Source organism: Sulfitobacter aquimarinus (assembly GCF_040149565.1).
GTDB classification, from domain to species: Bacteria; Pseudomonadota; Alphaproteobacteria; order Rhodobacterales; family Rhodobacteraceae; genus Sulfitobacter; species Sulfitobacter aquimarinus.
Window position 1 is genome coordinate 87,548 of record NZ_JBEFLO010000010.1, and the last position, 26,685, is coordinate 114,232.

A 26,685-nucleotide genomic window follows, 5' to 3' on the forward strand; every position below is an offset into this window, starting at 1 on the left:
AAAATGGCATACGGGCAATTCGAACAGTTCATCCGCAACATGGGTCGCGTGATGACGCAGGTAAATACCAAGCTTCAGCGCGATCTGACGATGCGGGCGCGTGTGTCGCGAAGGTTCTCACAGACCGAAGTGGCAGAGTTCTTGGGTGTCGACACGACCTACCTCACGCGCATCGCCAAGGATGAGCCGCACTACCCCGAGGGGGAGCGCACGGGGCGCGAGCGCAGCTTTTCGCCTTCGGAGATCCTGACCATCCGCGGAATTCTGGCCAGCAGGCCGGGTGCGCGCCGTGACCACCTGCATTGGCGACAGGCGGGAGATCCGCTGAAGGTTGTGACGTTCGGCGCGCAAAAGGGCGGCACGGGCAAGTCTCTGACGGCGGCGCATTTTGCGCAGTACCTATCGCTTTTCTATGGTCTTCGTGTAGGCATCATCGACGCCGACCCGCAGGCCACGGCCAGCCTGTATTTTGCAGATGCCGATCTGCCCCTCTTTGCGCCAGACACGCCCACACTGGCCGAGTTTATGGGCGTTGATGATCCCGGTGCGGATGATTTGACCAAACGGACAGCGGCCGAGCTGAATGACATCTGGTGCCCTACCCCGTGGCCTGGTGTGAGGCTGATCCCCGGCGGTGCGAACATCCAGAACGGCGACATCAGCCTGTTCTTTATGTCTCAGCGTGGCGGCGTGCCTGTCTACCGCGTGCTGCGCGATGCAATCACCGCGTGGGGCGATGGCAACCAGCCTGCCACCTCCATGTCCGATCTGCGCGACGAAAAGGGCGCGTTCGACCCTGCCCGCTTTGATACCGCCTTGACCGAGACGCTGGACGTGATTGTGATCGATCAGCAGCCCTCGCTGACCCTGATGCAGTTGAACGGGTTGATCGCCGCCGACAGTGTGGTCGTGCCGCAAACGATGAAGGGCTTCGACCTTGCGACGCTGGCCACATACATCGGCAATATCGGCGAGTATCTGGAGTTCATCATGGGCTTTGAGGGCGATCTGGAAATCGGCAACGGCAATCATGTGGTCCTGCCAACGATCGTGCAGGAGCAGAATAATCAGGACACCGACCAGATTGCAGACCTCTACCGCCGCGCCCCCCGCGAGATTTCGCAAGTGTGGTACACCCGCTCGGACGCCATCGCCAATGCGGCGGAGGAGTACAAGAGCATCTATGAATATCTGCCGCCACGCACACGGCGCACGTCGGCCAAGGCGTTTATGGCAAATGCGAATGCGGTAAACGACAGCCTTGTCGGGCGGGTGTTGCCGCACCTGCCGACACGCGGCTTCGCGGATGAGTTTATCAAGGAAAGGTGGGGCTGATGGCACGCAAAAGAAAGTTGAACGCGACTGTGATCGGGGATGACGCATCCGCCGTGGATACCCCCGAAACCGGCAAGCCGGGCATGGGCGGCATGTGGGGCGGCACCGCGATGAACATGCTGCGGCAAAGGTTGGACGACACCCGCGCAACACTCAGCAACGGAATTCTGAACGGTACGGTCGCGATTGAACTGGCGCCGGATCAGGTCGAAGACCCCACAGGCAGTGACCGCCAAGACGGCTGGCAGGACGAGCCGGAATTCAAAGCCCTAATTGAAAACATTGAACGGCGTGGCCAGACGCAGGCAATTCGCGTCCGCCCTGTTGATCCCGCGTGGCGGCCCGATGCGGATGCGCCGCTGGAAACCTCGCAGCGGTTTATCATCCAGTCGGGCCGCCGCCGCCTTGCCGCCTGTCAGGCGTTGGGCCGCAAGGTCATCGCGGTTATCGCCACAGTCGAGGGCGAGGCCGCGCTTGCCGATCTGGAGGAGCGGTTTCACGAAAACACGATGCGCAAAAACCTCAGCGGGTTCGAAGAGCTTTTGTCCGTTGGCCTGATCGCTGACGCACTTGGGGATCTGAGCCAGCAAGAAATCGCAACCCGCCTGTCAGTGAGCCAGAATGACGTCTCACTCGGACGTGCCTGCGTCGAGTTGCACGACACGATCATCGCGAAGGTGGACATTGCCAACACCCCCAAACGCGCCTTCCGCGAGATCATCCCAAAGCTGCGCGGCACCAGTCCCAAGGCACCGCCAAAAAGCGCGGCACCGGCGGTGAAAGCCTCCAGTGGCGCCGTGAACGTTGCGGTTAAATCAGGTGCTGGCGGGGCCATGACGCTGACGCTCAAAGGGGCGGATGTGGATGCGGAATGGCTGGCAAAAGCTGTGGCCGATCTGGTTGCGGACAAGACAAATCAATAAGGGCATCAGGCCCGAAAGGACATTTCAATGACACAGACAACCCTGCGCCAGCATTTGCAGAACCAGACGACTGATGCGGCTCTAACCCGCATCATTGAGGATATCTCCACCGCCTGTAAGTTGATCGCAGACCGTGTGCGGCACGGGGCGTTTGCAGGTGTTCTGGGCGCTGCGGAAACGGAAAATGTCCAAGGCGAGACGCAAAAGGAACTCGACGTTATTTCAGACGAAATCTTCCAGCAGATCGTAGGAACCAACCCCGACCTCGCCGCGCTGGTGTCCGAGGAAGTGGACGAGGTGAACTGGCGCAAGGAGGCTCCGAAAGCGGGCGACTTTGTTGTCTATTATGATCCGCTCGACGGGTCGTCGAATTTGGATGTGAACCTGTCTGTGGGGACCATTTTCTCCATCGTACAGCTTGAGGCGGACGTCGCCCCCAGCGCCGAAGCGGTTCAAATCGACGGGACCAAGCAGATCGCGGCAGGTTATGCGATTTACGGGCCGTCCACGGGATTGGTGCTCAGCGTGGGGCAGGGTGTTGACGGGTTCACCCATCACCCGGGGTCGGGTGAGTTTCTGTTGACCCAGGCGGCAATGATCATCCCCGCGCAGACGCAAGAATTCGCGATCAACGCGTCGCGTTATGACCTGTGGGACACGCCTGTGCGCCGTTATATCGATGACTGCTTGCGGGGTGCCGAAGGTCCACGAGGTAAGAAGTTCAACATGCGGTGGTGTGCCTCTATGGTGGCAGACGTTCACCGTATCCTGACGCGGGGCGGCGTGTTTTTGTATCCCAAGGACAGCGGCAATGCGGGGCAGGGTGGCAAGCTGCGATTGATGTATGAGGCTAACCCGATGGGCATGTTGGTCGAGCAAGCGGGCGGGGCGTCCTCAACGGGGACGGGCCGTATTCTGGAGGTCGCGCCGACAGGCCACCACCAGCGTGTGTCGGTCATCCTTGGGTCGCGGGACGAGGTGGCCGTGATCGAAGAGTATCACGAAAAAGCCTAGTCGGCGTCGTCCAGCCCTTGGGCGATGTTGGAGTGGCCTTGCAGGATGTCGTTGTGGATGGCTTCGCCTACTGCTTCATAGTCCTGATCCCGCAGCGCGGCGAGGGTCACGGCGTGCATGTCGGGCAGGGGGCTTATGCTGTTCTGCTCGACCACGACGCGCAGCGAGGGGCCAACGCGCAGCCAGTGGGCGGCGGCGGTGGCCATCAGTATTTCCGCCTCCGAGTGGGCGTAAAGGGTCCAGTGGAATGCGTGGTTGTGCCGCAAATATCCGCGGATATCGCCTGCCGCCAGTGCGGCGTTCAACTGCTCGTCGATGCGCTCAAGTGCGTCAATATCCGCAGGCTCCACCCCGACTGCGGCCAGCCGCGCAATCTGCGGTTCAATCCCTGTGCGGGCATAGGTCAGTTCTTGCAGCTGTTGGATCGTAAGCGGCGGGACAACCAGACGGCGGTTGTCGCTGGCATGCAGCGCGCCTTCTGCGGTTAGACGGCGGATCGCTTCGCGGGCAGGGGTCACGCCCGCGGCCAACCGCTCGACGATACCATTGATCGTGACGGCCTCGCCAGGGGCCAGTTCACCAAACAGGATTAGATCACGGGCATTGCGGTAGGTAACTTCGTGCGTGGGCAGTTGGGCGGAGGTGGGCATGGGCAAAGCCTTGGCAAAGTGGAAAACGGACACCCATCATGGCAAGGATTGAGCCCGTTGACCATGGCCCTAATCCGCGCGCAGCCGTTCGAGCGCATCAATGATCTCCTGATGATGCTGATACAACACCAGCTGCCCCGTCTCATCCAATCGGGTCAGACGGGCGCGGTTGCCCAGACTGCGGTGGTAGGTTTCCACCGAAGCAAAGCTGACAACGGGGTCGCCCACCCCGTGCAACAGCTCGATCGGGTGATCGGTGGCTTGGGCTATATCGCTCCAGTCGCGGACCACATGGTAGCTGTCAGTCTCAAAGGCGCGGTGCCCCTGCGCCACGGTAAAGTGGTAGCCCGAGATGATGATGTCGCTGATCTCTGGATCGGCGGCGGCCTGCATGTCAGAGGGGCTGTTTTGATACAGGGATTGCAGGAACTGCCGCTCGCCCGCGTTATCAAGCTGGCTGATGCCTGCACGGATGATGAACGGCAAAATGCGCGGCGTGTAGCGCGCCGTGAGGGCAACCACGCGCTGTCTGGGCGACATCGATGCGAATTGCGCGGCAGAGACGATGGGCACGCCGCCAGACACGGACAATATTCCCCGTACGCGATCTTGCAAATGCGCCGCGGCGTGCATCGCGTAAACCGATCCTGCCATATGGCCCAGAAAAATCGGATGCTTGATCTGCATATGATTCATCAGAGCTTCTATGTCGTGCGCCAGCCGCCGTGGCGCGGTGCGGACGGGGCCGGTCGTATCGGGCGGCGCGGTCCCGAACGAGGGCCGCACAGGACAGATGAAGTGGAAACCGCTCTCGTGCAGCATCTCGCGCAGGCCGTTGGTCATGGCGTTGCCATCCAGCATCCCGTGGAAAAATATCACGGGCGTGCCGCTGGGATCTCCGAATGTCTCGACGGGCATGATGCGGCTTGGCAGTTGGATGTTGATCACGCTGTCGGGGACTTTTGCCTTCGGGATATTCTTGCTCGGGTCAGTATCGGCCAGCCGCATCGTTGCGTGCAGCAGGCTGACCAGCTCTACCTGACCCGAGCAATCGGTCTTCTGTAGTATCTTCTTGATCTGGGTTTGCACCGTGCCTTGGGCGCTGTTGCGATGGGCGGCAATATCGGCGGTGGTGTTGCCCGCAGCCAATAGGGCGCAAATATCGACTTCAGACGCGCTGAGCCCGAAGCCCGAGGTCATCAGCTCCCCCGCTTGCGCGGTCCAGTTCTGGCGCAGTTGGGTTGCCATGAACAAACGCTCGTTCGCGGAAGCAGTCGACAGTTGGAAGGATAGGGGCAGGGGTTTGCCCCCGTCCTGTGGCGTCATCCGAACCAGCACAATCCGGGCCGCGCCAATGCCCGCAAGCAGGTCGTTCACCTGTGCGCGGTGATCGGGTGTCAGATCAAAGTCATCGATATGCGCACCGTGTCGCATGCCAAACGCCTGTTCGGCCGCGTTGTTGTGCCACACCAACGCGCCCTTGGTGGTGAACAACAACTGCGGCAGAAGGGTGCTCTGGGCGGTTTGCGTGTCGTCGCCCTCTGGTCTGCCGGCCTGTTCAAGCAGTTGCATGGCGATGGCAAAGTGGTTCGCAATTTCGGAGGCGTCTACCGTCTCCTCCCCAAAGTCGGCACCCTCTTGCAACGCGCTGAGCTTGGTCACCTGCGCCAAGATGAAATCATCCCAATGCCCCATGAAGCTATCATAGGTCTGCGGTTCCAGCGCGATGCGGTAGATGCTTTCTATCAGCTCGCTTTTGCGCGAGGGGGGATGACGATCAGGCGTTCCGGACATGGGAACGGTGTCCTATTACTAAAATGGTATTCACGCCCTACGGTTCATGAAACCCCCGCGCTCTGCAACGGGTTTCACGCTACACATTGAGGGCAAATTGGCGGAGCATGCACGCAACCCGGGGGGATGTTTTACAGATTTATGTTGAAAGTCTTGACGTTACCCCACGCGCAATTGGGCCGAGATCATCCCGAACCGCTGCAAAGAATCGCTGAATTTGGTAAATTGTCGCGGTCAATTTGATGCAACTCTGCCGCAGGCAACTGTGGGGATGCCCGTTATCGGGGAATTCTGCAACAGGTCGACCACAATGCATCAGATTCGGCTGATTTGCGCGGAGGTTCCCCTTGCCCAGGTTTCGGCCTCTTTTGCATAAGGGGGTGGGGAGGTGTGTTTTGCCGCTCGCGCTACGCGTGCCCGACATCCTCTGTGTTGATTGGTGGACTGATGACAAAATTCTCTTTGATGAGCAAATTTCTGTTGCTTGGGCTTGTAATGGTCCTGACGATTGCTGCGGGCAAGCCCGCGCAGGCGACGCCCTTTACACGCAACGTGCCTGGCACGACATTGTCATTGCCGACACAGTATCCAGAGGCGGGCGGCATCGCCTTTGTTCTGGTCGGTGTGAACGGCAACGTCTATTATCAATTCTCGAATCCAACCGGCGCGTTTCGCGGTTTCCAGAACAACGGCACACCAGCCGCTTTTAATGGTAACCCGTTTACCATCAATAACCCCTTAACGCTGAATTGTGGCTTTTCGTCGTGTGCCGACTATTTCGGCGGTGCGCTTTCAAACGTCTATATCCGCTTCTCTGCATATGACGGGGATACGCAGGTTAACGGCTTTGACGAGGATGACATCTCGCTCCGGCTGAACGGGTTTGATGTTGGAAACTGGTCCGATGTGACCACGGACATCACCAACACCGATGGCACAACCAGCTTCGGGCTGGTGCAGGGCTTTGGGAACAACACGTTCAATACGGGCTGGTTCAGCTCCACAAACTCGGCACTTCTGTCGAATATCCTGACAACGGGTCAAACGACCACGCAGGTTTTTGATGCAGACCCGAATGACAACTATTGGGATTTCCGTCGCGGTCCGACGCTTGCCAACAACAACATCATCACAGTGGCCCCCGGCTATACCATGCTGAAAGAGGCCGACCGCACGACATTTGCCGCTGTGGGCGAAGTTGTGAACTATACCTATACGGTGACAAACGTTGGTTCTGTGCCGATCCGCCAATTGGCGATTTCGGATGATAGAATCCCAAATGTTGTGTGTCGCAATGGCAAGACGACGATTTTGGATACAGATCCCGGCGGCACGGCTGACTTCGTAATTTGTGACGGCCAGTACACAATCACCCAAGAGGACTTTGACCTACAGCAAGTAACCAACATCGCATCAGCGGTAGGTGTGCCGGATTTCGGCAACCTTGGTACATTGTCGGATACTGTGACGATCACAGGCCCCAGCGCCAGTCCGCTGCTGACTGTTGAAAAGACCTCGCCTTTGTCGGCATTCGGGAATGCGGGAACGACCGTTCCCTACAACTTCCTGATCCGTAATGACGGGGACGTCACCCTCAGCAATTTCACGGTCAGCGACAGCCTGATCCCGTCGCTTGTGTGTAACGTGCCTGATCTGGCCCCGACCGAAGATTTCACCTGCGCGGGCAGCTACACGGTACTGCAATCTGATGTGGACGATTTTGCCGCCAATCCTGCAAACGAGTTGAGCAATACGCTCACCGTTTCGGCGGACACCCCCCAAGACGGCCGCCTGACCGAAACAGACACCGTTGACCTGCCAGGGCCCACAATCAATGTGGCGCTGGATCTGACCAAGACGGCGCTGACTGCCGATTATGACACGGTCGGCGATGTGCTGACCTATAATCTGGTGGTCACGAACAACGGTAATGTTTCATTCCCCGCCGCACCGACTGTCACCGATAATAACGCGGATACCGTCAGCTGCCCCGCAGGCGCCGTTCTGCCCGGCAACAGCGTGACCTGTACGGCCAGCTATGCCGTCGATCAGGATGACATCAACGCGGGCGAAGTGCTCAATACCGCCACGGCAGAAATCACCGTGGGCGGCGTAACGGGCAGCGATACAGATAATGCAACGGTAGATGCCGTGCGCACTGTTGGCCTGACGCTGGACAAGCAGCTTGATGCTGCGTCGCCCAGCCAGTTCGACGCAACGGGTGTCGGGCTTGAGTATGACTATATCCTGACCAACACCGGCAACGTCGAGCTACTGACCCCCGTGGTGTCAGATGACCGCGTGGCCGTGACCTGTACCGAGGCCGTGATACCGCCGATGTCGTCAATCACCTGTCAGTCGGCTGTCTATGCGACGCTGCAGGACGATCTGAACAGCGGCGGCGTGACCAACACTGCCACAGCCAGTGCGACCGAAGCAGGTCCGGACGCAAACACGATCACGTCCAACACGGACAGCGTCACCGTGCCCGCAGACCAGATGCCCGAGATTGCATTGACCAAAACAGCGCCCGTTCTCACCGCAGCGCAGTTCACGGCAGGCAATACGGTCACCTACTCTTTCGAGGTCGAGAACACAGGCAACGTACAGATCGGGGCCAACATCGGCGTGACCGAGATTACGATCACAGATGACAAGATCGGCACCTTCACCTGTTTCGCCGCACCGCTGAACACCAACCAAACTCTTGGCTGTACGGCAGATTACATCCTGACGCCCACCGACATTGCGGCGGGTGTTGTGGTGAACACGGCCACCGCTGCGGCTGGGCCGACTACCTCAAACCAAGTCAGCGCGCAAATTTCGCCCAACTTTAATCCGCAGGTGTCACTGGCCAAAGTGGCCGACACGGCCTCTGTTACGGCGTTGGGCGACAGCATCAACTATACCTTTACAGTGACCAACACAGGCGACCGCGTTCTGCGCAACCCCGAAGAGCTGGTCACGATCAACGATACGCTTTTGTCTGGCGCGGCTATTTGTAACCAGCCCGCAACGCTGGCAATCGGCGCCAGCTTCACCTGTACCGGCACGCGCAACGGCATCACGCAGGCAGAGCTTGACGCAGGCGAGGTCGTGAACACGGCCACGGCCAGCTTCCCGTTTCTAAGCAATGGCGTCACGACAACGGTCACGTCAGACGCGGCAGATGCAACCGTGCCCGTTGTTGCCACCCCGATGGTCGAGTTGGACAAACAAGGCCCCGCAACCTTCAACGCGGTGATGCAACAACTCACCTATACCTTCGTTGTCAGCAACCCTGGCAACGTGACGCTGCGCTCCGCAACCGTGACCGACCCGCTTATTCCCGCGCTGAACTGTAGCTTTACCGATATTCCACCTTTGGGCAGCGACAGCTGCACCGGCACTTATGCCGTGACCCAACCCGATGTGGACATCGAGAGCATTCCAAACACGGCCACTGTCACCGCGCAGCCCGCCCAAGGCGCGCAGCAGACAGACACCGACACCAGCACAGCAACCCTTGCCCCCGGTGCAGGCACCAAGGTCGCCACCATCGACAAACAGGCAAACCGCGCCACGTTTGACGCCGTCGGCGACCAGATCACCTATGTCTTCGAGGTCGAGAATACAGGCACGCAAACCCTTAGCAATCTGCAGGTCACAGACAGCCTTGATGCAGGTTACAGCTGTACCATCGTCTCGCTTGCGCCGACTGCAATCGACCGCACCTGTAGCTATGTGCATACGGTCACGCAGGATGACATCGACGCGGGCGAAGTGCTTAATACTGCCACGCTCAGCTCGGCCGAGATTGCGACCGACACGGATAATGCGGATGTGGACGGCCCCGTGCGCAATGCGGACTATACTTTTGTGAAATCCGCTCCAGCGGCCTTTACGGCTGCGGGCCAGACGGTTGATTTTGTCTTTGCCGTTGCGAACACGGGCAATGTGACCCTGACCAATGTGGTCGTAACCGATCCGTTCTTTGGCGCGCCTGTCAGCTGTACCATTCCGACCATCGCCCCCGGTGCAACGGACCGCACCTGTGTGGCCAGCTATGTCACGGATCAAGACGATGTGAACGCGGGCGAGATTACCAATACCGCCAGCGTGACGGTTGATGCCCCTGCGGGCGTGGGCGACCCTGCGGACCAATCCTCCACCGTGGTGATTGAAGGTCCCGACGAAATCGCGGCGATCACTGTCGAGAAGCAAAGCACCGACGGCACCTTTGCCAACGCCACAGATTCCGAAATCTATACCTTCAGTGTGACCAATACGGGCAATGTGACCCTGACCAATCTGGTCCTGAACGACCCTGATCTGGCGTATACCTGCCCGCTGGCGGATCTGTTGCCGGGGGTGACGACGACAACCTGCCTGGACAACTCGCCGCTGACCGCAACGAAAAACTTTGACCAGACGGACGTTGACCGCGGCAGCTATACCAACACAGTCGGCGTCACGGGACAGTCGCAGGGTCAAAGCACGCCCGTCAGCGCCGAGGACATGGTCACCGTCAGTGGCCCCGCGCAGGTTCCCGCGCTTGAGATCATCAAGACAACGCCATTTGCGGGTGAATTCGACACGCTGGGTCAGACGCTCAGCTATGAGTATCAGGTCTTTAACCGCGGCAACATTACACTGACCGGTCCGATCACGGTGGCCGATGACAAGATCGCCAATGTTATGTGCCCCGCGTTGCCTGCCACGGGGCTGGCGGTCAATGCTTTCATCACCTGTACGGCCACCACATCTGTCACGCAGGCCATGCTTGATGATGGTGTAATCGCGAACGAGGCGACGGCATCGGTCACGCAGCCGATCATCCCGCAGACCTTGGGCGGGCCGACAACGGCCACTGCGACCTCGGCGCCCGACACGCTGGAGATTTTTGCGGATCAGGCCCCCGATCTGGCCATCGACAAACGGGTCAAAACCGGATCAAGCGCCAGCTATTCGGCTGTCGGCGACCAGACCATTTTTGAATATGTTGTGACCAACACGGGCAACGTGACATTACTGCTCCCCATTGATGTGAGCGACGACAAGATTGCAGGCACGCTGACCTGTGGTGCGCCCCCTGTGGCCCCCGGCGCATCGGTGACCTGCGAACAGGAATATACCGCGGATCAGGTCGCGCTGGATGACGGGTCTGTCACCAATGTCGCCTTTGCGACAGCGGATTTCGTTGACGACCAAGGTACCACACTCACGGCGACATCGCCCAATGACAGCGTTACGATCAATGCGGTGCAAAACCCGTCGCTTGCGATCGAGAAAAACTTTACCGGTCCTGCGGGCGCGACCTTCAACGAGGGCCAGCCGCTTGAATATACCGTGGTTGTGACCAACGACGGCAACGTCACCATCGGTGCGCCGTTCACGTTTAACGACAGCCTTGTGCCTTTCCCATCAGGCTTTACCTGTGATCAGGACCTGACCACCTACCAGTTGGCACCGACAGATTCGATCAACTGTACGTCAGGGCACTCTGTAACCCGGAACGACCTTGAACTCGGCTCTGCCACCAATGTGGTGACAGTCACGGGCCAATTTGACGGGATGTCTGTCACCTCGCCCAGCGATGATGCGATTTTCCCGATCAATGCGGAACCCGCGCTGAGCCTTCAGAAGGAAGCGCTGCCCGTTTCCGGCACGCCTGCCGACGGGACTGCGGCTTACGACAGCACCCAAGACGTGGTGACCTATCGCTATACCGTCTCCAACACCGGCAACGTCGGCCTGACGGGCGAGATCACGATTGTGGATGATACGATCCCCGGTCCGCTGGTGTGTAAGGGACCGAATATCTCCCTGCCCAGCAGCCCCAAACCTGGTCCGGTCCTGCCAGCCAGTATCGTCACCTGCGACTTCGAATATACGTTGAAGCAAGAAGACCTCGACCTTGGCTCGGTCACCAATAACGCGACGGCGCAGACTGTCTTTGCACCCAATGGCCCCGCCACGCAGGTTGTCTCGCCCAATGCCGACGAAACAGTCGTGATCGAGGAAGACCCCTCAATCGCGCTGCTGAAAGAGATGATCACACCGATCCCGAATGGCGCGGCCGTGGATCAGGAATTGACCTATCGTTTGACCGCCACCAATGACGGGAATCAGACGCTGTTCGGCATCATGCTGACCGACCCGCTGGTGCCTGATTTGACCTGTGTGGTGAACCCCGGTGCAACGCCTGCGCCTGCCAATGTGACCTTGCTGCCTGCGATGGGTGCGACCCCTGCGCAGTCGCTTGTCTGTGAGGGTGTATACACAGTTACGCAGACCGATGTGGACGACCAGACGCTGGATAACACCGCCACCGTCACCGCCACCGATCCGCAGGGTACGACCCTGCGCGAGACGGCGATCAACTCGGTCATAATCGAGGACCCCGTGGTCGAGATGATCGTCGAGAAGACAACGCTGCGTCCTACCGGCCCTGACAGTGATTTCAGCACGCCAGGCCAAGAGGTCACATTTGTTGTCGCGGTTGAGAACACCGGCAATATCACGCTGCAATCGGCGTTCATCACGGACGACCGCCTTGTGACTCCGCCCAACTGTACCGTCGGCCCGATTGCGCCCGGTGACACGGACAGCTCGTGTCAGTTTGTCTATACAGTCACGCAAGACGATATCGACAACCTGAATGTCGTGAACGGCCAGAACATCGGCGGGTTTGTCAACACGGCCACGGCTGTTGGCACGCCTGTGAACCCCGACCTTGCCGCGATCACGCGTAGCGATGACGTCTTTGTCAACGGCCCCGAGCAGGAGCCAGCGCTGGCGCTGTCAAAAACCGCTGATCTGGACACGATTAATACGTTCAACCAGCTTGTGACCTATACCTATACTGTCGCAAACCTCGGCAACGTAACCCTGACCGAAGTGCCGCAGATCGACGATGACAAGATCGGCATTTTTGCCTGTAACCCCTTCCCCGCAGGCGGGATCGCTCCGTTGGAGGATTACACCTGCACCGCGACCTATAACGTCACCCAGGAAGATCTGGACAGTGGCGGCGTCACCAATATTGCGACTGTCACCAGCTCTCAGGTGCCACAGGATGCGGATGACACGGCCACGCACACAATCGAGGCCGCGCGCGCGCCGGGTCTGAGCATTGTGAAAACGCCAACTCCAGCTGCGGTTGTGGCTGTCGGTGCGGAAATCACCTATGAATATATGGTCACCAATACGGGCAACGTGACCCTCACGGATGTCGAAGTGACCGACCGGCATCTATCCGCCAGCGGCACGACAGAGCTGAGCGTGGGTGGCGATACGTTGACCGCAGATAACGAAGAGCTGAATACTTCAACCGATAACGCGGCAGCGGGCACATGGGGGTCGCTTGGCCCCAAGGATGTTGTGACCTTCACCGCGACTTATACGGTCACTCAAGGTGACATTGACGCGCAGCGACCGCTGACCAACATCGCCACGGTTGAAGGGGACGGGCCTGCGGGGACCGACCCTGCAACCGCGCAGGACGATGCCTCTGTCTCGGTCGCGCCAAAGACACCGTCGATTGTGGTGGCGAAAACGGCGGATGCGACGGCTGTGACCACGCCCGCCGTTGTGGGCCAGACTGTGACCTTTGAAATCACGGTTGCCAACACGGGCAACCAGACACTTGGGGTGCCGCAGCTTACCGATACGCTTACGGATATTGATGGCAATCCGCTGACGCTCACGGCGCAGCCCGTGCGGGCGGCGGTCAATGATGGCGATGACAACAACAATGACTTGCTCGATGTGGGTGAGACTTGGGTCTATGAGGCATCGTTTGATATCACCCAGCCTGCGATCGACGCAGGGGGAATCCGCAATGCGGTTGCGGTTACGGCGACTGATCCGCAGAACGTGCCCGTTCCCGGTGATGCGACCACACCCGATGTGGTGCTGAACGGGACACCTTCGATTGCAGTGGTGAAAACCGCCGTGATCGATGATGGCGGCGACGGTGTGCTGGATGTGGATGACACAATCACCTACACCTATACGGTCACAAACACCGGCCTTCTGGATGTGCTGGATGTCGCTGTGAGCGAAACAGCATTCCTCGGAGATGGCATCACGCCGACACCCGTCTATGCCACAGGCGGCAGCGCATTGGGCGGTGATCCTGCCGTGATGGATTTGCCCGTTGGCGCAGGCGCGATCACCTTCACCGCGACCTATGCGCTGACCCAGGCCGATCTTGACGCGGGCAGTGTCAGCAACCAGGCGACTGCAACAGGCGCAAGTGCTGCGGGCGTCCCTGCAAGCGATGTGTCGGATGACGACAGCGCAGCGGAGGGAGAGCAGGACCCGACTGTGACACCGCTGGCACGGGCAGGGGCGCTTGATGTGCAAAAGCGCGTGGGCACGACGACCCTTTCGACACCTGCGCAGGTGGGTGACACGGTCAATTTTGTGATCACCGTGACGAACACAGGCAACCAGTCGCTGACCGCGCCTGTGTTGACCGACACATTACTGGACGCCGATGGGCAGCCTTTGGTGATGACCGTCGCACCCGCGTTCGACAGCAGCGATGGTAACGCGGATACCACTCTCGATGTGGGTGAGACGTGGACCTATCTTGCCAGCTATGATCTGGACCAGCAGGCGCTGGATGCGGGGGGTGTATCAAACTCGGTCCGTGCAGTGGCGACTGATCCTGACGGCAATGAAGTGGCCGATACTTCGGACGATGATGCGGGCGCTACAGATGCGTCGGGTGACAATGACGCGGGCAATGACCCTACGCCATTCGCGTTGACCCCTGCACCGCAGATGACGGTTGAAAAGCGTGCGGATACCTCCTTGCTTAGCGATCCGCCAGTCGCCGGTGAGGTGGTGAACTTCCGTATCGAAGTCACCAATACGGGCAACCAGACATTGGGCGCGCCTGTCCTCACCGACACCCTTCTGGATGCAAACGGAGACGCGCTGACCCTACCCGCAGCGCCCGCGTTCGACAGCGGCGATACCGTTGACAATGATCTGCTGGATGTGGGGGAGACTTGGGTCTACCTCGTGTCCTATCCGCTGCAACAACAGGCACTGGATGCAGGCGGCCTGACCAACAGCGTGAGCGCGACAGCCACCGACCCCGACAACAACCCCGTCACGGATGTATCGGATGACGATGCGGGTGCCACGGACAGCGACGAAGACACGATCACCGATAATGACCCCACGGTTGTACCTTTCACGACAGCGCCTGCTTTGGTCGTTGAGAAACGCGCGGATACATCCGCACTCAGCACGCCCGCGGTTGTTGGCGATATCGTCAGCTTTACCATCACTGTGGACAACACAGGCAACCAGACGCTGACAGCGCCCGTGCTGACGGATACGCTGTTGGATGCGGATGGCGTGGCGTTGACGTTGACGACTGGTCCGACGCTTGTAGCGGCCAGCGATGCAAACGCGGATGGCGCACTGGGTGTGGACGAGACTTGGGAATACACCGCCAGCTTCGCGCTGGACCAACAGGCGATGGATACAGGTGGGCTCAGCAACTCTGTCGTGGCTGCGGCGCAGGATCCTGACGGCAATCCGGTTAGTGATGTGTCCGATGACGATGCAGGGGCAAGCGACGGGCCCGATGCAGGGACCGAAACGGACGACGACCCCACATTGGCTGATTTCGGGACCGACCCCGATCTGGACGTGCTGAAGACGTCGGTAGTCAACCCCGGGGCCGATGGGCGCGTGGATGTGGGCGATACGATCACCTACACCTATATTGTCAGAAACACAGGCAACCAGACATTGTTCGACGTGAGTGTCTCCGAGACCACGTTTACAGGCACCGGCACATTGCCCGATCCCCAATACCTAAGCGGCGGAACCGAACTGGGCGGCGATGCTGCTGTGGTCGACCTGCCCGTCGGCACTGCGACGATCGTGTTTACCGCTGACTATGCGCTGACCCAAGAGGACATCGACGCGGGCATCGTAGACAACCAAGCCACGGCATCGGCCAATGACCCCGACGGCAACAGCCTGTCTGATTTGTCCGATCCCGCCGATCTGGACGGTGATGCGCCGACACAAACGCCGATTGTGCGTGCGCCATCGGTGCGGACGGTGAAAACCGCGACACCGATCCTCAGCACGCCTGTGCAAGTTGGTGACGTGATCAACTATACCATCGCCTTGGCCAACACAGGCAATGTCACGCTGACCGCGCCTGCGATTGTGGACACGTTTGAAGATGCCAATGGCAATCCGCTTAGCCTCACCATCGCGCCTGCTTACGACAGTGGCGACCTCAACTCCGACGGGGAGTTGGACGTGGGCGAGACGTGGATTTATCTGGCGCAGTTCGTGCTGACCCAGCCCGCGATTGACGCGGGGGGCGTGGCGAACTCGGCTGTGGGCAGTGCGGTTGACCCCGAGACGAACACGGTCAGCGATGCTTCGGACGACACGGTGGACAACCCGGCGGATCAGGATCCGACAGTGACCGAACTGGATGCCGCCCCAGCGGTTGGCCTTGTGAAAACCTCGGTGCTTGATCTGGGGGCCGATGGCGTTGCGACCGTCGGAGACGAGATCACCTATACCTTCACCCTCACCAACGAAGGCAACGTATCGGTCTATGATCCTGTCATCTCCGAGACAGTGTTCAGCGGGACAGGCACGCTTCCCGCGCCGACATTGCAAAGCGGCGGCGTGGCGATTGGCGGGGGTGCGGCGCTTGATCTGCCCGTGGCTGGCGCGGCGATGGTCTATACTTCTCTCTATGCGCTGACCCAAGCGGACATCGACGCAGGCGTCATCAGCAATGAAGCGTTGGCCAGCGGCGGATTGCCGGGTGGCGGCTCCGTGAGCGACCCCTCGGACGATGCAACAGCAGGGGCAGGCAACGACGACCCGACCGTGACCGCGATCCCTGCCGATCCTTCGCTTGTGGTCACAAAAGTTGCGGACACCTCTGGCTTGCAAAGCCCGGTTGTCCCCGGAAACACGATCACATTTGTGATCACCGCGTTGAATGACGGCAACGTATCGCTAGATAACGTCGTGCTGGACGACACGTTCACCCGCCGTGATGGCACCGTGCTGAGCCTGTCGCCCACGCTGACCGCAGGGGACGGTGCCACGGTAGGCACAATCGACGTTGGCGAAACATGGGAATACCGCGCGACCTACGCGTTGACCCAAGCGGACATTGACGCCGGCGGCGTGCGCAACTCTGCCGAAGTCACCACAACTGCGCCTGATGACACACTTGTTGCGGATACCTCCGACAACGGCAACGACGCAGACGGTAACACCGAGGACGACGAGACGGTTGTGAACCTTCAGGGCACGCCCGGCGTGTCACTGGTGAAAAGCCTGAATGCTGCCGCCTCCGTGCCGTTTACGACACTGGGGCAAGTCATGCCGTTCGATTTTGTCGTGACCAATTCGGGCAACATGACGCTGACCGCGCCGATTACCGTTAGTGATCCGCTGATTGATGCGCAGGGCTTGGGGGGCGTTGCATGTCCCGCGCCGCCACTGGCACCGGGCGCCAGCCTGACCTGTACGGGCAGCTACACCATTACCCAAGACGATCTGGACACAGGCACCGTAACAAACACCGCCACAGCCAGCGTCACGCAACCCCTGCTGCCTGTAGCACCAGGTGATCCGACAGAGGCCACCGCGACCAGCGATCCCTCCTCGGTTGAGATTACTGCAGACCAAGCGCCTTCGCTTGCGACCGCGAAAGCCATCGCACCAGCATCGGCAGGCAGCTTTGCAGCAGTGAACGATCCGATCACCTATGTTTATACTGTCACCAACACCGGCAACGTCACCTTGGCGGGTCCGATCACGGTTGATGATGACCAAATCGGCCTTGGCCTTGCCTGTGCGGCTGGCCCGCTTGCGCCTTTGGCCGAAGTCACTTGTGAGCATACATGGACCGCGACCCAAGAAGACCTTGATGCGGGCGAAGTCACCAACATCGCGACCTCGGCGGCGAGTTTCGACAACACGCCTGTCGTGTCAGATGAGGCGACTGTCACAGCGCCTGCAATCCAGACAAAAACGCTGGCGATGACCAAGACGCTGACCAGCGCCACGCCTGACTTGTTCGATGTGGGTACCGTGCTGGCCTATGACTTTGTTGTTGTGAACACGGGTAACGTGACCATTGATGGCCCGATTACCATCAACGATACGCTTGCCGCAGACGCCAGTTGCCCTGCCTTGCCAAATGGCACGCTTGCGCCTTTGGGTGAAGTGACCTGTACTGGCAGCTATACCCTGACCGCGAGTGATCTGGCGCTGGGGGCAACGAACAACACAGCCTCCGCTACAGGTACTTTCGACGATGAACCCGTGACCTCACCCAGCGATAGCGCGATTTACCCTGTGGATGCTGTGCCTTCGCTGACCTTGACCAAGGATTCTGTGCCAAGCGACATTACCTTTGCCGCCGTGGACGACCCGATCACCTATACCTACAGCGTCACGAACAATTCCGCCGCGGGCTTTACCGAAGACGTTTTGGTTGTCGATAACCGGATCGCAGATCCGATCGTGTGTCACCCTGCGAGTGATGGCGTGTTTGGCGTGGGCGATACGGCGACCTGTACGGCGATCTATCTTATCACTCAGGATGATCTGGACGCAGGCTTTGTCACAAACGAGGCGATTGCCCAGACCACCTTTGCCCCCGACACTCCGAACGAATTGCCCGTTCTGTCTCCGTCTGTCACCAAGACGGTTGATGCAGTTCCCGCCCCGGCGATTGCCCTGCTCAAAGAGATTGCGGACCCTGTTGGCCCCGTCGCTGAAGGCGAGGATATTACCTATCGTTTGACGGCCACCAACACGGGCAACCAGACCATCAGCGGTGTCACCATCGTGGATGCGATGTTGCCAACGCTCACCTGTACGGTTGACGATGTGGCCGCTCCTGCGAATGTGGTGCTGGCACCCGATGATATGCTGGTTTGTACGGGCACCTATACCGTCACGCAGGCCGAGATCGACGCGCAGTCGTTGATCAACACCGCCGATGTCACGGGCCAAACCCCGCAGGGCGATACGGTTGAAAACACGGCCACGGTCCCTGCCGAGTTGGCAGCCCCTGCGCCTGTACTGGAAGTTGTGAAAACGCTGGTCCCCGCACCCGCTGAAGGGCAGCCTGCCTTTACCGGCCCGAACCAGACAATCCAGTTCCGTCTGACGGCTGCGAACACGGGCAATGTCACGCTGAATGCGGTCAATGTCTCGGATGCACGCACCACCACACCCGCCAGCTGTGATCTGGGCACGCTTGCCCCAGGCGAGGAAAACGCCAGTTGTATCGTGTCCTATGTCACGACCCAAACGGATGTGGACGCGCTCAATGGCGGCGCAGATCCGTTTGGCGGTTTCTTGAATGTGGCCAATGGCACTGCCGTGACCGCAACACCTGATGCGTCCGATGTGACAGGCACGGGCGAATTGTTCGTGCGCGGCCCTGACCATGCGCCATCGTTTGCGATGGTGAAATCGGCGGATGTTGAGCAAGTCACCCTCGCGGGCGACGTCATCACCTATACCTATCTGGTGACCAACAGCGGCAACATCACATTGACCGCCCAGCCGCAGATCACCGATGACCGCATCGCGAACGTTACCTGCGCGCCAATCCCCGCGGCAGGCCTTGCGCCAGGCGGGCAGCTGACCTGCGAAGCGCCCTATACCGTGACCCAAGCGGACATGAACGCGGGCGAGATCACAAACATCGCCGCCGCATTCTCGGACGAGGCACCCGTGCCGGATGTACCGGGCGACGAGACCGACAGCGTGACCGTGCCCGCCATCGCCAATCCGCAAATCGTGGTCGAGAAGTCTTCGGATGTTGTTGCGGACGTCGCCGTGGGCGAGGTGGTGACCTATACTTACACCGTCACCAACACGGGTAACCTTACGCTCAGCAATGCGGCAGTGACGGATCAGCATACCTCGGCTGCGGGCACCGTTGCCTTGCCCGTCAGGGGTGAGGCACTGCTGACGGATGCGGCCACTGCAAGCGATAGCACTGACATCACGGCCGATGACGGCACATGGGATACGCTTGCGCCGGGCGATGTGATTACTTTCACCTCCAGCTATGTGATGACCCAAGCGGATGTGGACGCGCAGACCGTAATCAGCAACACCGCCACGGTAACAGCGATCAGCCCGGACGGCACATCGCCGACCTTCAGCGATACGCATGAAGTCACGCCGGAAGTGAATGCGCCAGAGCTGAACGTGATCAAGCTGGTGGACGAGTCCGGCCTGTCGCAGCCACCCGTTGCAGGTGATGCGCTGAACTACAGCATCAGCGTCACGAACACGGGCAACCAGACCCTGCGCAACATCTCCCTGATCGACACGCTGCGCCGTTTGGACGGCACGGTTGTCACGCCATCACCCTTGCCAGTGTTCGAGGGCGGGGACGCGGCACAGATCGACGTGATGGAAGTCGGCGAAGTCTGGACCTACAGCGTTTCTTATACCCTCAGCCAGACCGACATCGACGCGGGCGGCATCAGCAACCAAGTCACCGCACGCGGGATTGCGCCTGACAACGCGCTGGTACTTGATGCTTCGGATGACGGGGTAGAGGGCAACGGCACCGATAACCCGACCGCCACGTTGATCGACGCGCAGCCCGCCATCGAGGGTGAGAAAACCATCGTCTCGGGCGAGCCTGTCGTGGGCAGCACAATCGGGTTCGAAATCGTGATCCGCAACACAGGCAACGTCACGCTGTCCGATGTGGCCGTGGCCAGCGATACGCTGACCCGCGCCAATGGCGATGCACTGACGCTGACATCGCAGCCGGTGTTTGTCGGCGCGTCCGCAGGATCTTCTGCTGGTGTTCTGGCGCCGCAGGAATTTGCCACTTACCGCGCCTTCTATACGCTGGTCCAAGCCGATATTGACGCGGGCGGGATCGAAAACACGGCCCGTGTGACAGGCACGCCGCCTGTTGGCTCTCCGCTCACCGATATTACAGACAATGCGGATGATACCGATGGTAACACGGTCAATGATCCGACCGTCCTTGTGGTGCCGCCAACGCCCGAGCTTGGCTTGCTTAAACGGCTTGGCGACACGGCGCCTGCCAGCTTTGATACCGTGGGCCAGATTATCCCGTACGTCTTTGACGTGACCAACAGCGGCAATGTGACCATAGCAGGCCCCATCAGCATCGCCGACGCGCTGATTACAGACGCCGGTGGCGGGATCACTTGTGCGGCTGTGCCCGAGGGTGGCCTTGCACCGCAGGGCATGATCAGCTGCGAAGGCAGCTATGCCGTGACCCAAGCCGATATTGACGCAGGTCAGATCGACAACACGGCGACAGCCAGCGCGGATGGCACCACGTCCGAGCCTTCCACCGCGACCATTCTGGCGCTGCAAACGCCGTCGCTTGAATTGGACAAAACTGCGGACCCGGTCGCGGCTGTGGATTTTGTCACGGGCGCAGTCGTCTCGTATACTTTCACCACAACGAACACAGGCAACGTGACGATCACAGCGCCGATCACAGTGACAGACAACCTGATCCCCGCGTCAGCGTTTACCTGCGACGCCTTCCCCGCCGAGGGACTGGCGCCCGATGCCGAATACGTCTGCCGCGCTGATTATACCGTGACAGCCACAGATGTTGATTTGGGCAGTGTGACCAATCTGGCCAGCGCCAGCGACGGGACCACGACATCTCCGCTCGCGTCCGAGACGATCCCCGAACAGGGCATCCCCGCGCTGAGCATCGTCAAGACCGTGGCCGATAACGCGACATTCTCTGACGTTGGAGACCTGCTGGAATACAGCTTTGTCGTGACCAACTCGGGTACGCGGGCCTTTGCGTCTGACGTGGTCGTGGTTGATTTGCTGTTTGGCGAAGTCTCGTGCTTTGTGCCAACCGCCGATGATCCCGATCTGCGCGCGGGTGAAACCGCAACCTGTGGCGGCAGCTATGCCGTGACGCAGGCCGATCTGGACCGTGGCGATGTGTTTAACCAAGCTTATGCGCAAACGTTGTTCGGCATTGACGACACGCCCGTGACATCGCCACCCTCCGACGTGAGTGTGAACGCCGATCTGGCACCTGCACTGACGCTGGCGAAATCTGTGGCGACATTGCCTGTATCGGGTGTGGGCCAGACGCTGACCTATACCCTGACGGCAACCAACTCCGGCAACCAGACGCTGCGCGGCGTGAATGTCGTTGACCCGATGCTGGCAGGCTTTAGCTGCTCGCAAGACACGCTTGTGCGTGGTGCAAGCCTGGCCTGTGAGGGCACGTATGTCGTGACCCAAGCTGACATTGACGCGGGTAGCCTCAGCAATACTGCCGATGTGCGTGGTGTCTCCCCGCAAGGTGGCGCGGTTGACGCGACCGATACGCTGGTCGTTGACATGCCGCTTGGCGCGCCTGCTGTGGCTCTGACAAAGACGGCAACGCCCGATCCGTTCGGCGATGTCGGCAGCACGCTGACCTATCTGTTTGGTGTCCAGAACACAGGCAACGTCACGCTGAGCAATCTGATCGTGACCGATGTGATGGACGCGGACTACACCTGCACAATCGCAACGCTCGCCCCTGGCGCGACTGACAATACCTGCTCGATCGCACGCCTGATTACGCAAGAAGATGTGGACGCGGGCGAGATCGTCAACACGGCCTCTGTTACCGCCGATGCGCCGGGTGGTCTGGATACTTCCGACACCACCACGATCACGACACCAGGACCGGAACGCCTTGGCAGCCTTGAGGCGACCAAAGTCGTGGCACCTGCTGCATCCGTACTGGGGGCCGAGGTCGTCTTTACCCTGCTGGTCGAAAACACAGGCAACGTGAGCCTGACCGAGGTTGGTGTGACCGATGTGATGACGGACGCAAACGGCAATACCATAACTTTGGATGCGCCATTTGCGCTGATCGCTGCAAGCGACAGCAACGGTAACGGTGTGCTGGATGTGGCCGAGACGTGGGAATACACTGCCACGCGCACGCTGCGCCAAAGCGATCTGAACGCAGGTGGCCTGCGCAATCAGGTCACTGTCGAGGCCCGCGATCCGCTCAACCAGCCTGTCTCGGATCTGTCGGATGACGGCATCGACAGCGACGGCGACACCACTGGTGACGTGACCGAATTCAACGTCGCAACCGAGGCCGCGATCACGGTCGTCAAAACAATCGCCACCACCGCAAGTCAGGTCGGCGAGACAGTGACATTCGAGATTGCGGCCCTCAACACGGGCAATCAGGACATCACCGATCTGGTGCCCGCCGATACAATGACCCGCGTGGACGGCACGCAGGTGCCCGCAGACGTGTTCGAGATCGACGTGCCGGAAACCTTGTCCCCGGGCGAGACTGCGCGTTGGGGCGTGAGCCATGTGCTGACCCAAGGGGACATTGACGGCGGCGGCCTGTCCAACAGCGCCCTCGTCAGCGGCCGGGACGTGGACGGCGATGTTCTGTCGGCCTTGTCGAACAACGGGATCGATACGGACGGCAACGTAACCGACGACCCCACCATTCTGCCGATCGAGATTGAACCGAGTTTTGAAGTCATCAAGACATCACCTGTTGCGGGTACAGCCGCAGGCGAAGCCGTGGAATATCTTGTCACGGTGCGCAACACGGGCAACGTAACGCTTGGCGGTCTCAGCCTGACTGACACGCTCACCGATATCGAGGGCGAAAACCAGCGCAGCTTGCCGCTGCGGTTTGTCAGCGCGGATGGGGATCCTGCCTCGGTTGAGGGTGTGCTTGTTCCGGGCGAAGTCGCAACCTATGCGGCCACCCTTACCCTGACGCAGCAGGATGTGGATGCGGGCGGTGTGGTCAACACGATCACAGCCGTTGCACGAACGCCGTCAGGCGCCAGCATACTTGATGTCTCGGATGATGATGGTGACGGGCTTGATGATCCGACCGTGATCGCCATCTCACCTCTGCCCAGCTTTGACATCACCAAGACGGCTGGCCAGAACGAGTTGGTCTTCCCAACGATTGAGCGTGCGACATTCACGATCACAGTCACCAACACCGGCAACATCAGCCAGTCGGGCATTCAGGTGCGCGATGATCTGGTGGCCTTCTTGGCCCCTGCAACATTGCTGGCCGAGGTCTATCCGCCGCAAGTCAGCATCGAAGGCTTCGACGGCGGGGCGGCCAATGCGGCCTATAACGGCAGCACCGTGACGGAACTGTTGGAGGGCGACGCAACACTTGCGCCGGGTGCCACGGGGACGATTACATTGGCGACCGTTTACGGCACGGCTACGGGGCAACCCGGTGCGCCCAACACGGCCTCGGTTGTGTCTACGCAACTGGCCGTGCCCACGGATGGCCAAGCCACGGTTCAAACCACCGATGCGGACGGGGACGGCATCCCCGACTATCTGGAATCGCCCACCGCGGACCGCGATGGCGACGGCACGCCCGACCGCTTTGACTATGACCCGACGGGCACCTTCTATTGCGAAGACGATGGCCGCATCATGAGCGGTGGCCAGATCACCGTATCCGGCGGGGGTGTGACGCAGACAGGCACGGGCACCAACGGGCCGATCATCATTGTGCGTGATGGTACGGACGGGAATTATCAGTTCTATGTTACGGCACCCGGCACCTACACGCTGGGCGTCAGCTACCCTGCTGGCACCTCCGCGTCGGATACACGTCTGAGCAGTGGCAACACAGATGCCACCGGCTTCTCGCCCGCGAACCCCGGTGTGATCGGGTCGCTGCCTGCGGGGCAGACGGGTCAGCTGACGGATGGCGCGGCGGGTGCAAACCCGTTCTTCACCAGCTTCACAATCGAGGCAGGTGACCCGATGCTGATCGGTAATAACATCCCGATCCGCGACTGTTCTGGCATCACGGATGTTGTGGCGACCAAAACCGCCGACCGCAGCACCGCTGTCTTTGGCGAGACGATCAACTACACGTTGACCTTCACCAACAGCACGGTGCTCAATTACCCCAATGCGCGTATCGTCGATATGCTGCCTTCGGGTCTGCTCTATACGCCGGGCACGGGCCGCGTGAATGGCGCAGCGGTTGAGCCTACGTCGCAGGGCCGCCGTCTGGAATGGCGTAGTGACCTGAACGCGGGTGGTACGCTCGTTGTGCGCTTTGCTGCACGGGTGGCGCGCACGGGCGAGTTCGGGAACCGCACAAACCGCACCTTCCTTGAGGATCGTTTCGGCCGGACAGTGTCCAACGTGGCCGAGGCCGTGGTGCGAATTGATCCGGAGCATGTGTTTGATTGCTCGGATGTGATTGGCCGCGTGTTCAACGACCGTAACGGCAACGGCTATCAGGACGGACCGGGCACGCTGCCCGAACCGATCATCGACGACAGCTATGTCGGCAACGGCAAGTTCGGCAAACTGGACCGCGCCCCACAACGCGAGGACCAGTCAGAGCCGGGCATTCCGGGTGTGCGTCTGGTCACGCCGGATGGCATCCTGATCACCACGGACGAGCATGGCCGCTACTCGCTGCCTTGTGCCGCCCTGCCGCGCAACATCGGGAGCAACTTCATGCTCAAACTCGACACGCGGACCCTGCCCACAGGGTTCAACGTGACGACTGAAAACCCCCGCGTTGTACGCCTGACGGCTGGTAAATTCGCCAAGCTCAACTTTGGCGCGCGTCTAGGTAATGTTGTGGACATCGATCTGACCGCGACCGCCTTTGTGAACGGCAAATCCGCGCCCAAGCCGGTGTTGTCGGGGGCTGTTGACGGGTTGATCGGCCAGATCGCCACCACGCCGTCAGTGCTGCATCTGACCTATATCCTTGGCCGTGGTGAGCCGCCCGAAATGGGCCGTGCACGCCTGCGCACGATGGAGAAACTCATCCGCAAACGGTGGCGTGGGAAAGGCAAGTACAAGCTTGCGATTGAAAAAACAGTGACGAAAACGAAGTGAGTGAAGTAATGCGTAGAACAGTAAAATTTCATCGCCTCGCGTTTCTGGCTGGCGTTTCGGTTATGGCTCTCGGGGTTGCGTCGCAGGCGCAGGAAGGGACGGGCTTCAGCATCTCGATCGGGGGGAAGACCGTGTCGGGCGATCCGCGCCTGTCCACGACGAAAGCACGCAAGGACCGCGTGCTGGAGCGGGCCAAGCTGCAGGTCAAATTCGACGGACTTGAGGTCAAGCCGCGCCTGACGGCGATTGTCACCAATGCCCGCGCTCCGCGTGCAGGCGAGGTGCTGAATGTGCAAAGCCAGATGAACTATCCGGCCTATGTAACCAGCGGCGAAATCCGTGTGATTGATACAGCCGCCCGTGGCGGGCCCAAGATGCTGGCCAAAGCGCCGATTGCGCCCAATGGCACCGCCAGCCTGCGGTTGCCCGAAGGCGATAATCTCGTGATGACCTACCGCGTCTATGACGCCAAAGGCCGTTTTGACGAAACACAGCCCCTGCCGCTGCGCCCCGCCGTTGTGGGCGAGACGACAGACATCGACGCGCCGCCGCCCGAATTGGGTGTGGACGCCGCAGGCATCCGCCGCATTCCCGTTTACGGTGGTGCCGTTACGGTCAGCGGAACAGACGTGCGCAAAGGCGCTGTTGTGAACACGCTGGGCGAAACCATCCGCCCCGACCCCTCTGGTGCGTTTGTGCTGCAACGCATCCTGCCTGCGGGCGATCAGGCCGTGGCCGTGCGTGTGACAGGCGCGGGCGAGAACTCCTATGTCGAGCGGGACATAAACATCCCCCACGCCGAATGGTTCTATACCGGCATCGTCGATCTGACCTATGGCCGCCGCCTTGAAGGTGGCGTGGATGCTGCGGGTCAGGAGTTTGACCGCACGTTCAGCTATGGCCGCCTTGCAGGATATGCCAAAGGCAAGACGCAGAACGGCTGGATTCTGACGGGCTCTGTGGACACGGGCGAGGAGGAGCTTTCCGACCTTTTCCGCAATCTGGATGAGAAAGACCCGCAAAACGTGCTGCTGCGTCTGCAACGCGAA

6 protein-coding genes and 1 pseudogene are annotated in these 26,685 nt (G+C 60.1%); 5 read left to right on the forward strand and 2 right to left on the reverse strand.

The features are described 5' to 3' along the window. The first annotated feature begins 3 nt into the window (after positions 1–3). The 3 genes from ABMC88_RS16090 to ABMC88_RS16100 are packed head-to-tail and all read left to right on the forward strand — an operon-like array spanning position 4 to position 3,272. Entirely contained in the window at positions 4–1,335 is a 1,332-nt protein-coding gene (locus ABMC88_RS16090; protein ID WP_349577904.1) for an AAA family ATPase, read from the forward strand. After that, positions 1,335–2,258, forward strand: a complete 924-nt coding sequence (locus ABMC88_RS16095; RefSeq protein ID WP_349577905.1) for a ParB N-terminal domain-containing protein — start codon at positions 1,335–1,337, stop codon at positions 2,256–2,258. Before ABMC88_RS16090 ends, ABMC88_RS16095 begins: the two co-directional genes overlap by 1 nt. Before the next feature lie 27 nt (positions 2,259–2,285). Beyond that, positions 2,286–3,272 (forward strand): class 1 fructose-bisphosphatase, encoded by a 987-nt coding sequence (locus ABMC88_RS16100; protein WP_349577906.1) that lies wholly within the window; start codon positions 2,286–2,288, stop codon positions 3,270–3,272. On the opposite strand, the gene ABMC88_RS16105 is transcribed toward ABMC88_RS16100, so the two are convergent. Together ABMC88_RS16105 and ABMC88_RS16110 are read right to left on the reverse strand one after the other, a co-directional pair. Beyond that, entirely contained in the window at positions 3,269–3,922 is a 654-nt protein-coding gene (locus ABMC88_RS16105; protein WP_349577907.1) for a GntR family transcriptional regulator, read from the reverse strand. The genes ABMC88_RS16100 and ABMC88_RS16105 overlap by 4 nt on opposite strands. Before the next feature lie 69 nt (positions 3,923–3,991). Further along, positions 3,992–5,716 (reverse strand): bifunctional helix-turn-helix transcriptional regulator/alpha/beta hydrolase, encoded by a 1,725-nt coding sequence (locus tag ABMC88_RS16110; protein WP_349577908.1) that lies wholly within the window; start codon positions 5,714–5,716, stop codon positions 3,992–3,994. Positions 5,717–6,163: 447 nt separating this feature from the next. On the opposite strand from ABMC88_RS16110, the gene ABMC88_RS16115 reads away from it, so the two are divergent. Beyond that, the gene (locus ABMC88_RS16115; protein WP_349577909.1) at positions 6,164–25,636 is read left to right on the forward strand and encodes a CLIPPER-2 domain-containing protein; all 19,473 of its coding nucleotides are present in this window, start codon (positions 6,164–6,166) and stop codon (positions 25,634–25,636) included. An 8-nt stretch (positions 25,637–25,644) separates the two neighbouring features. Further along, positions 25,645–26,685 (forward strand): annotated as a pseudogene (locus tag ABMC88_RS16120) (hypothetical protein); the annotation flags it as partial.

Bases quoted from the DNA above. Each gene is read 5' to 3' on its own strand.
- ABMC88_RS16090 (WP_349577904.1), top strand. From the start codon at position 4: ATGGCATACGGGCAATTCGAACAGTTCATCCGCAACATGGGTCGCGTG.
- ABMC88_RS16095 (WP_349577905.1), top strand. From the start codon at position 1,335: ATGGCACGCAAAAGAAAGTTGAACGCGACTGTGATCGGGGATGACGCA.
- ABMC88_RS16100 (WP_349577906.1), top strand. From the start codon at position 2,286: ATGACACAGACAACCCTGCGCCAGCATTTGCAGAACCAGACGACTGAT.
- ABMC88_RS16105 (WP_349577907.1), bottom strand. From the start codon at position 3,922: ATGCCCACCTCCGCCCAACTGCCCACGCACGAAGTTACCTACCGCAAT.
- ABMC88_RS16110 (WP_349577908.1), bottom strand. From the start codon at position 5,716: ATGTCCGGAACGCCTGATCGTCATCCCCCCTCGCGCAAAAGCGAGCTG.
- ABMC88_RS16115 (WP_349577909.1), top strand. From the start codon at position 6,164: ATGACAAAATTCTCTTTGATGAGCAAATTTCTGTTGCTTGGGCTTGTA.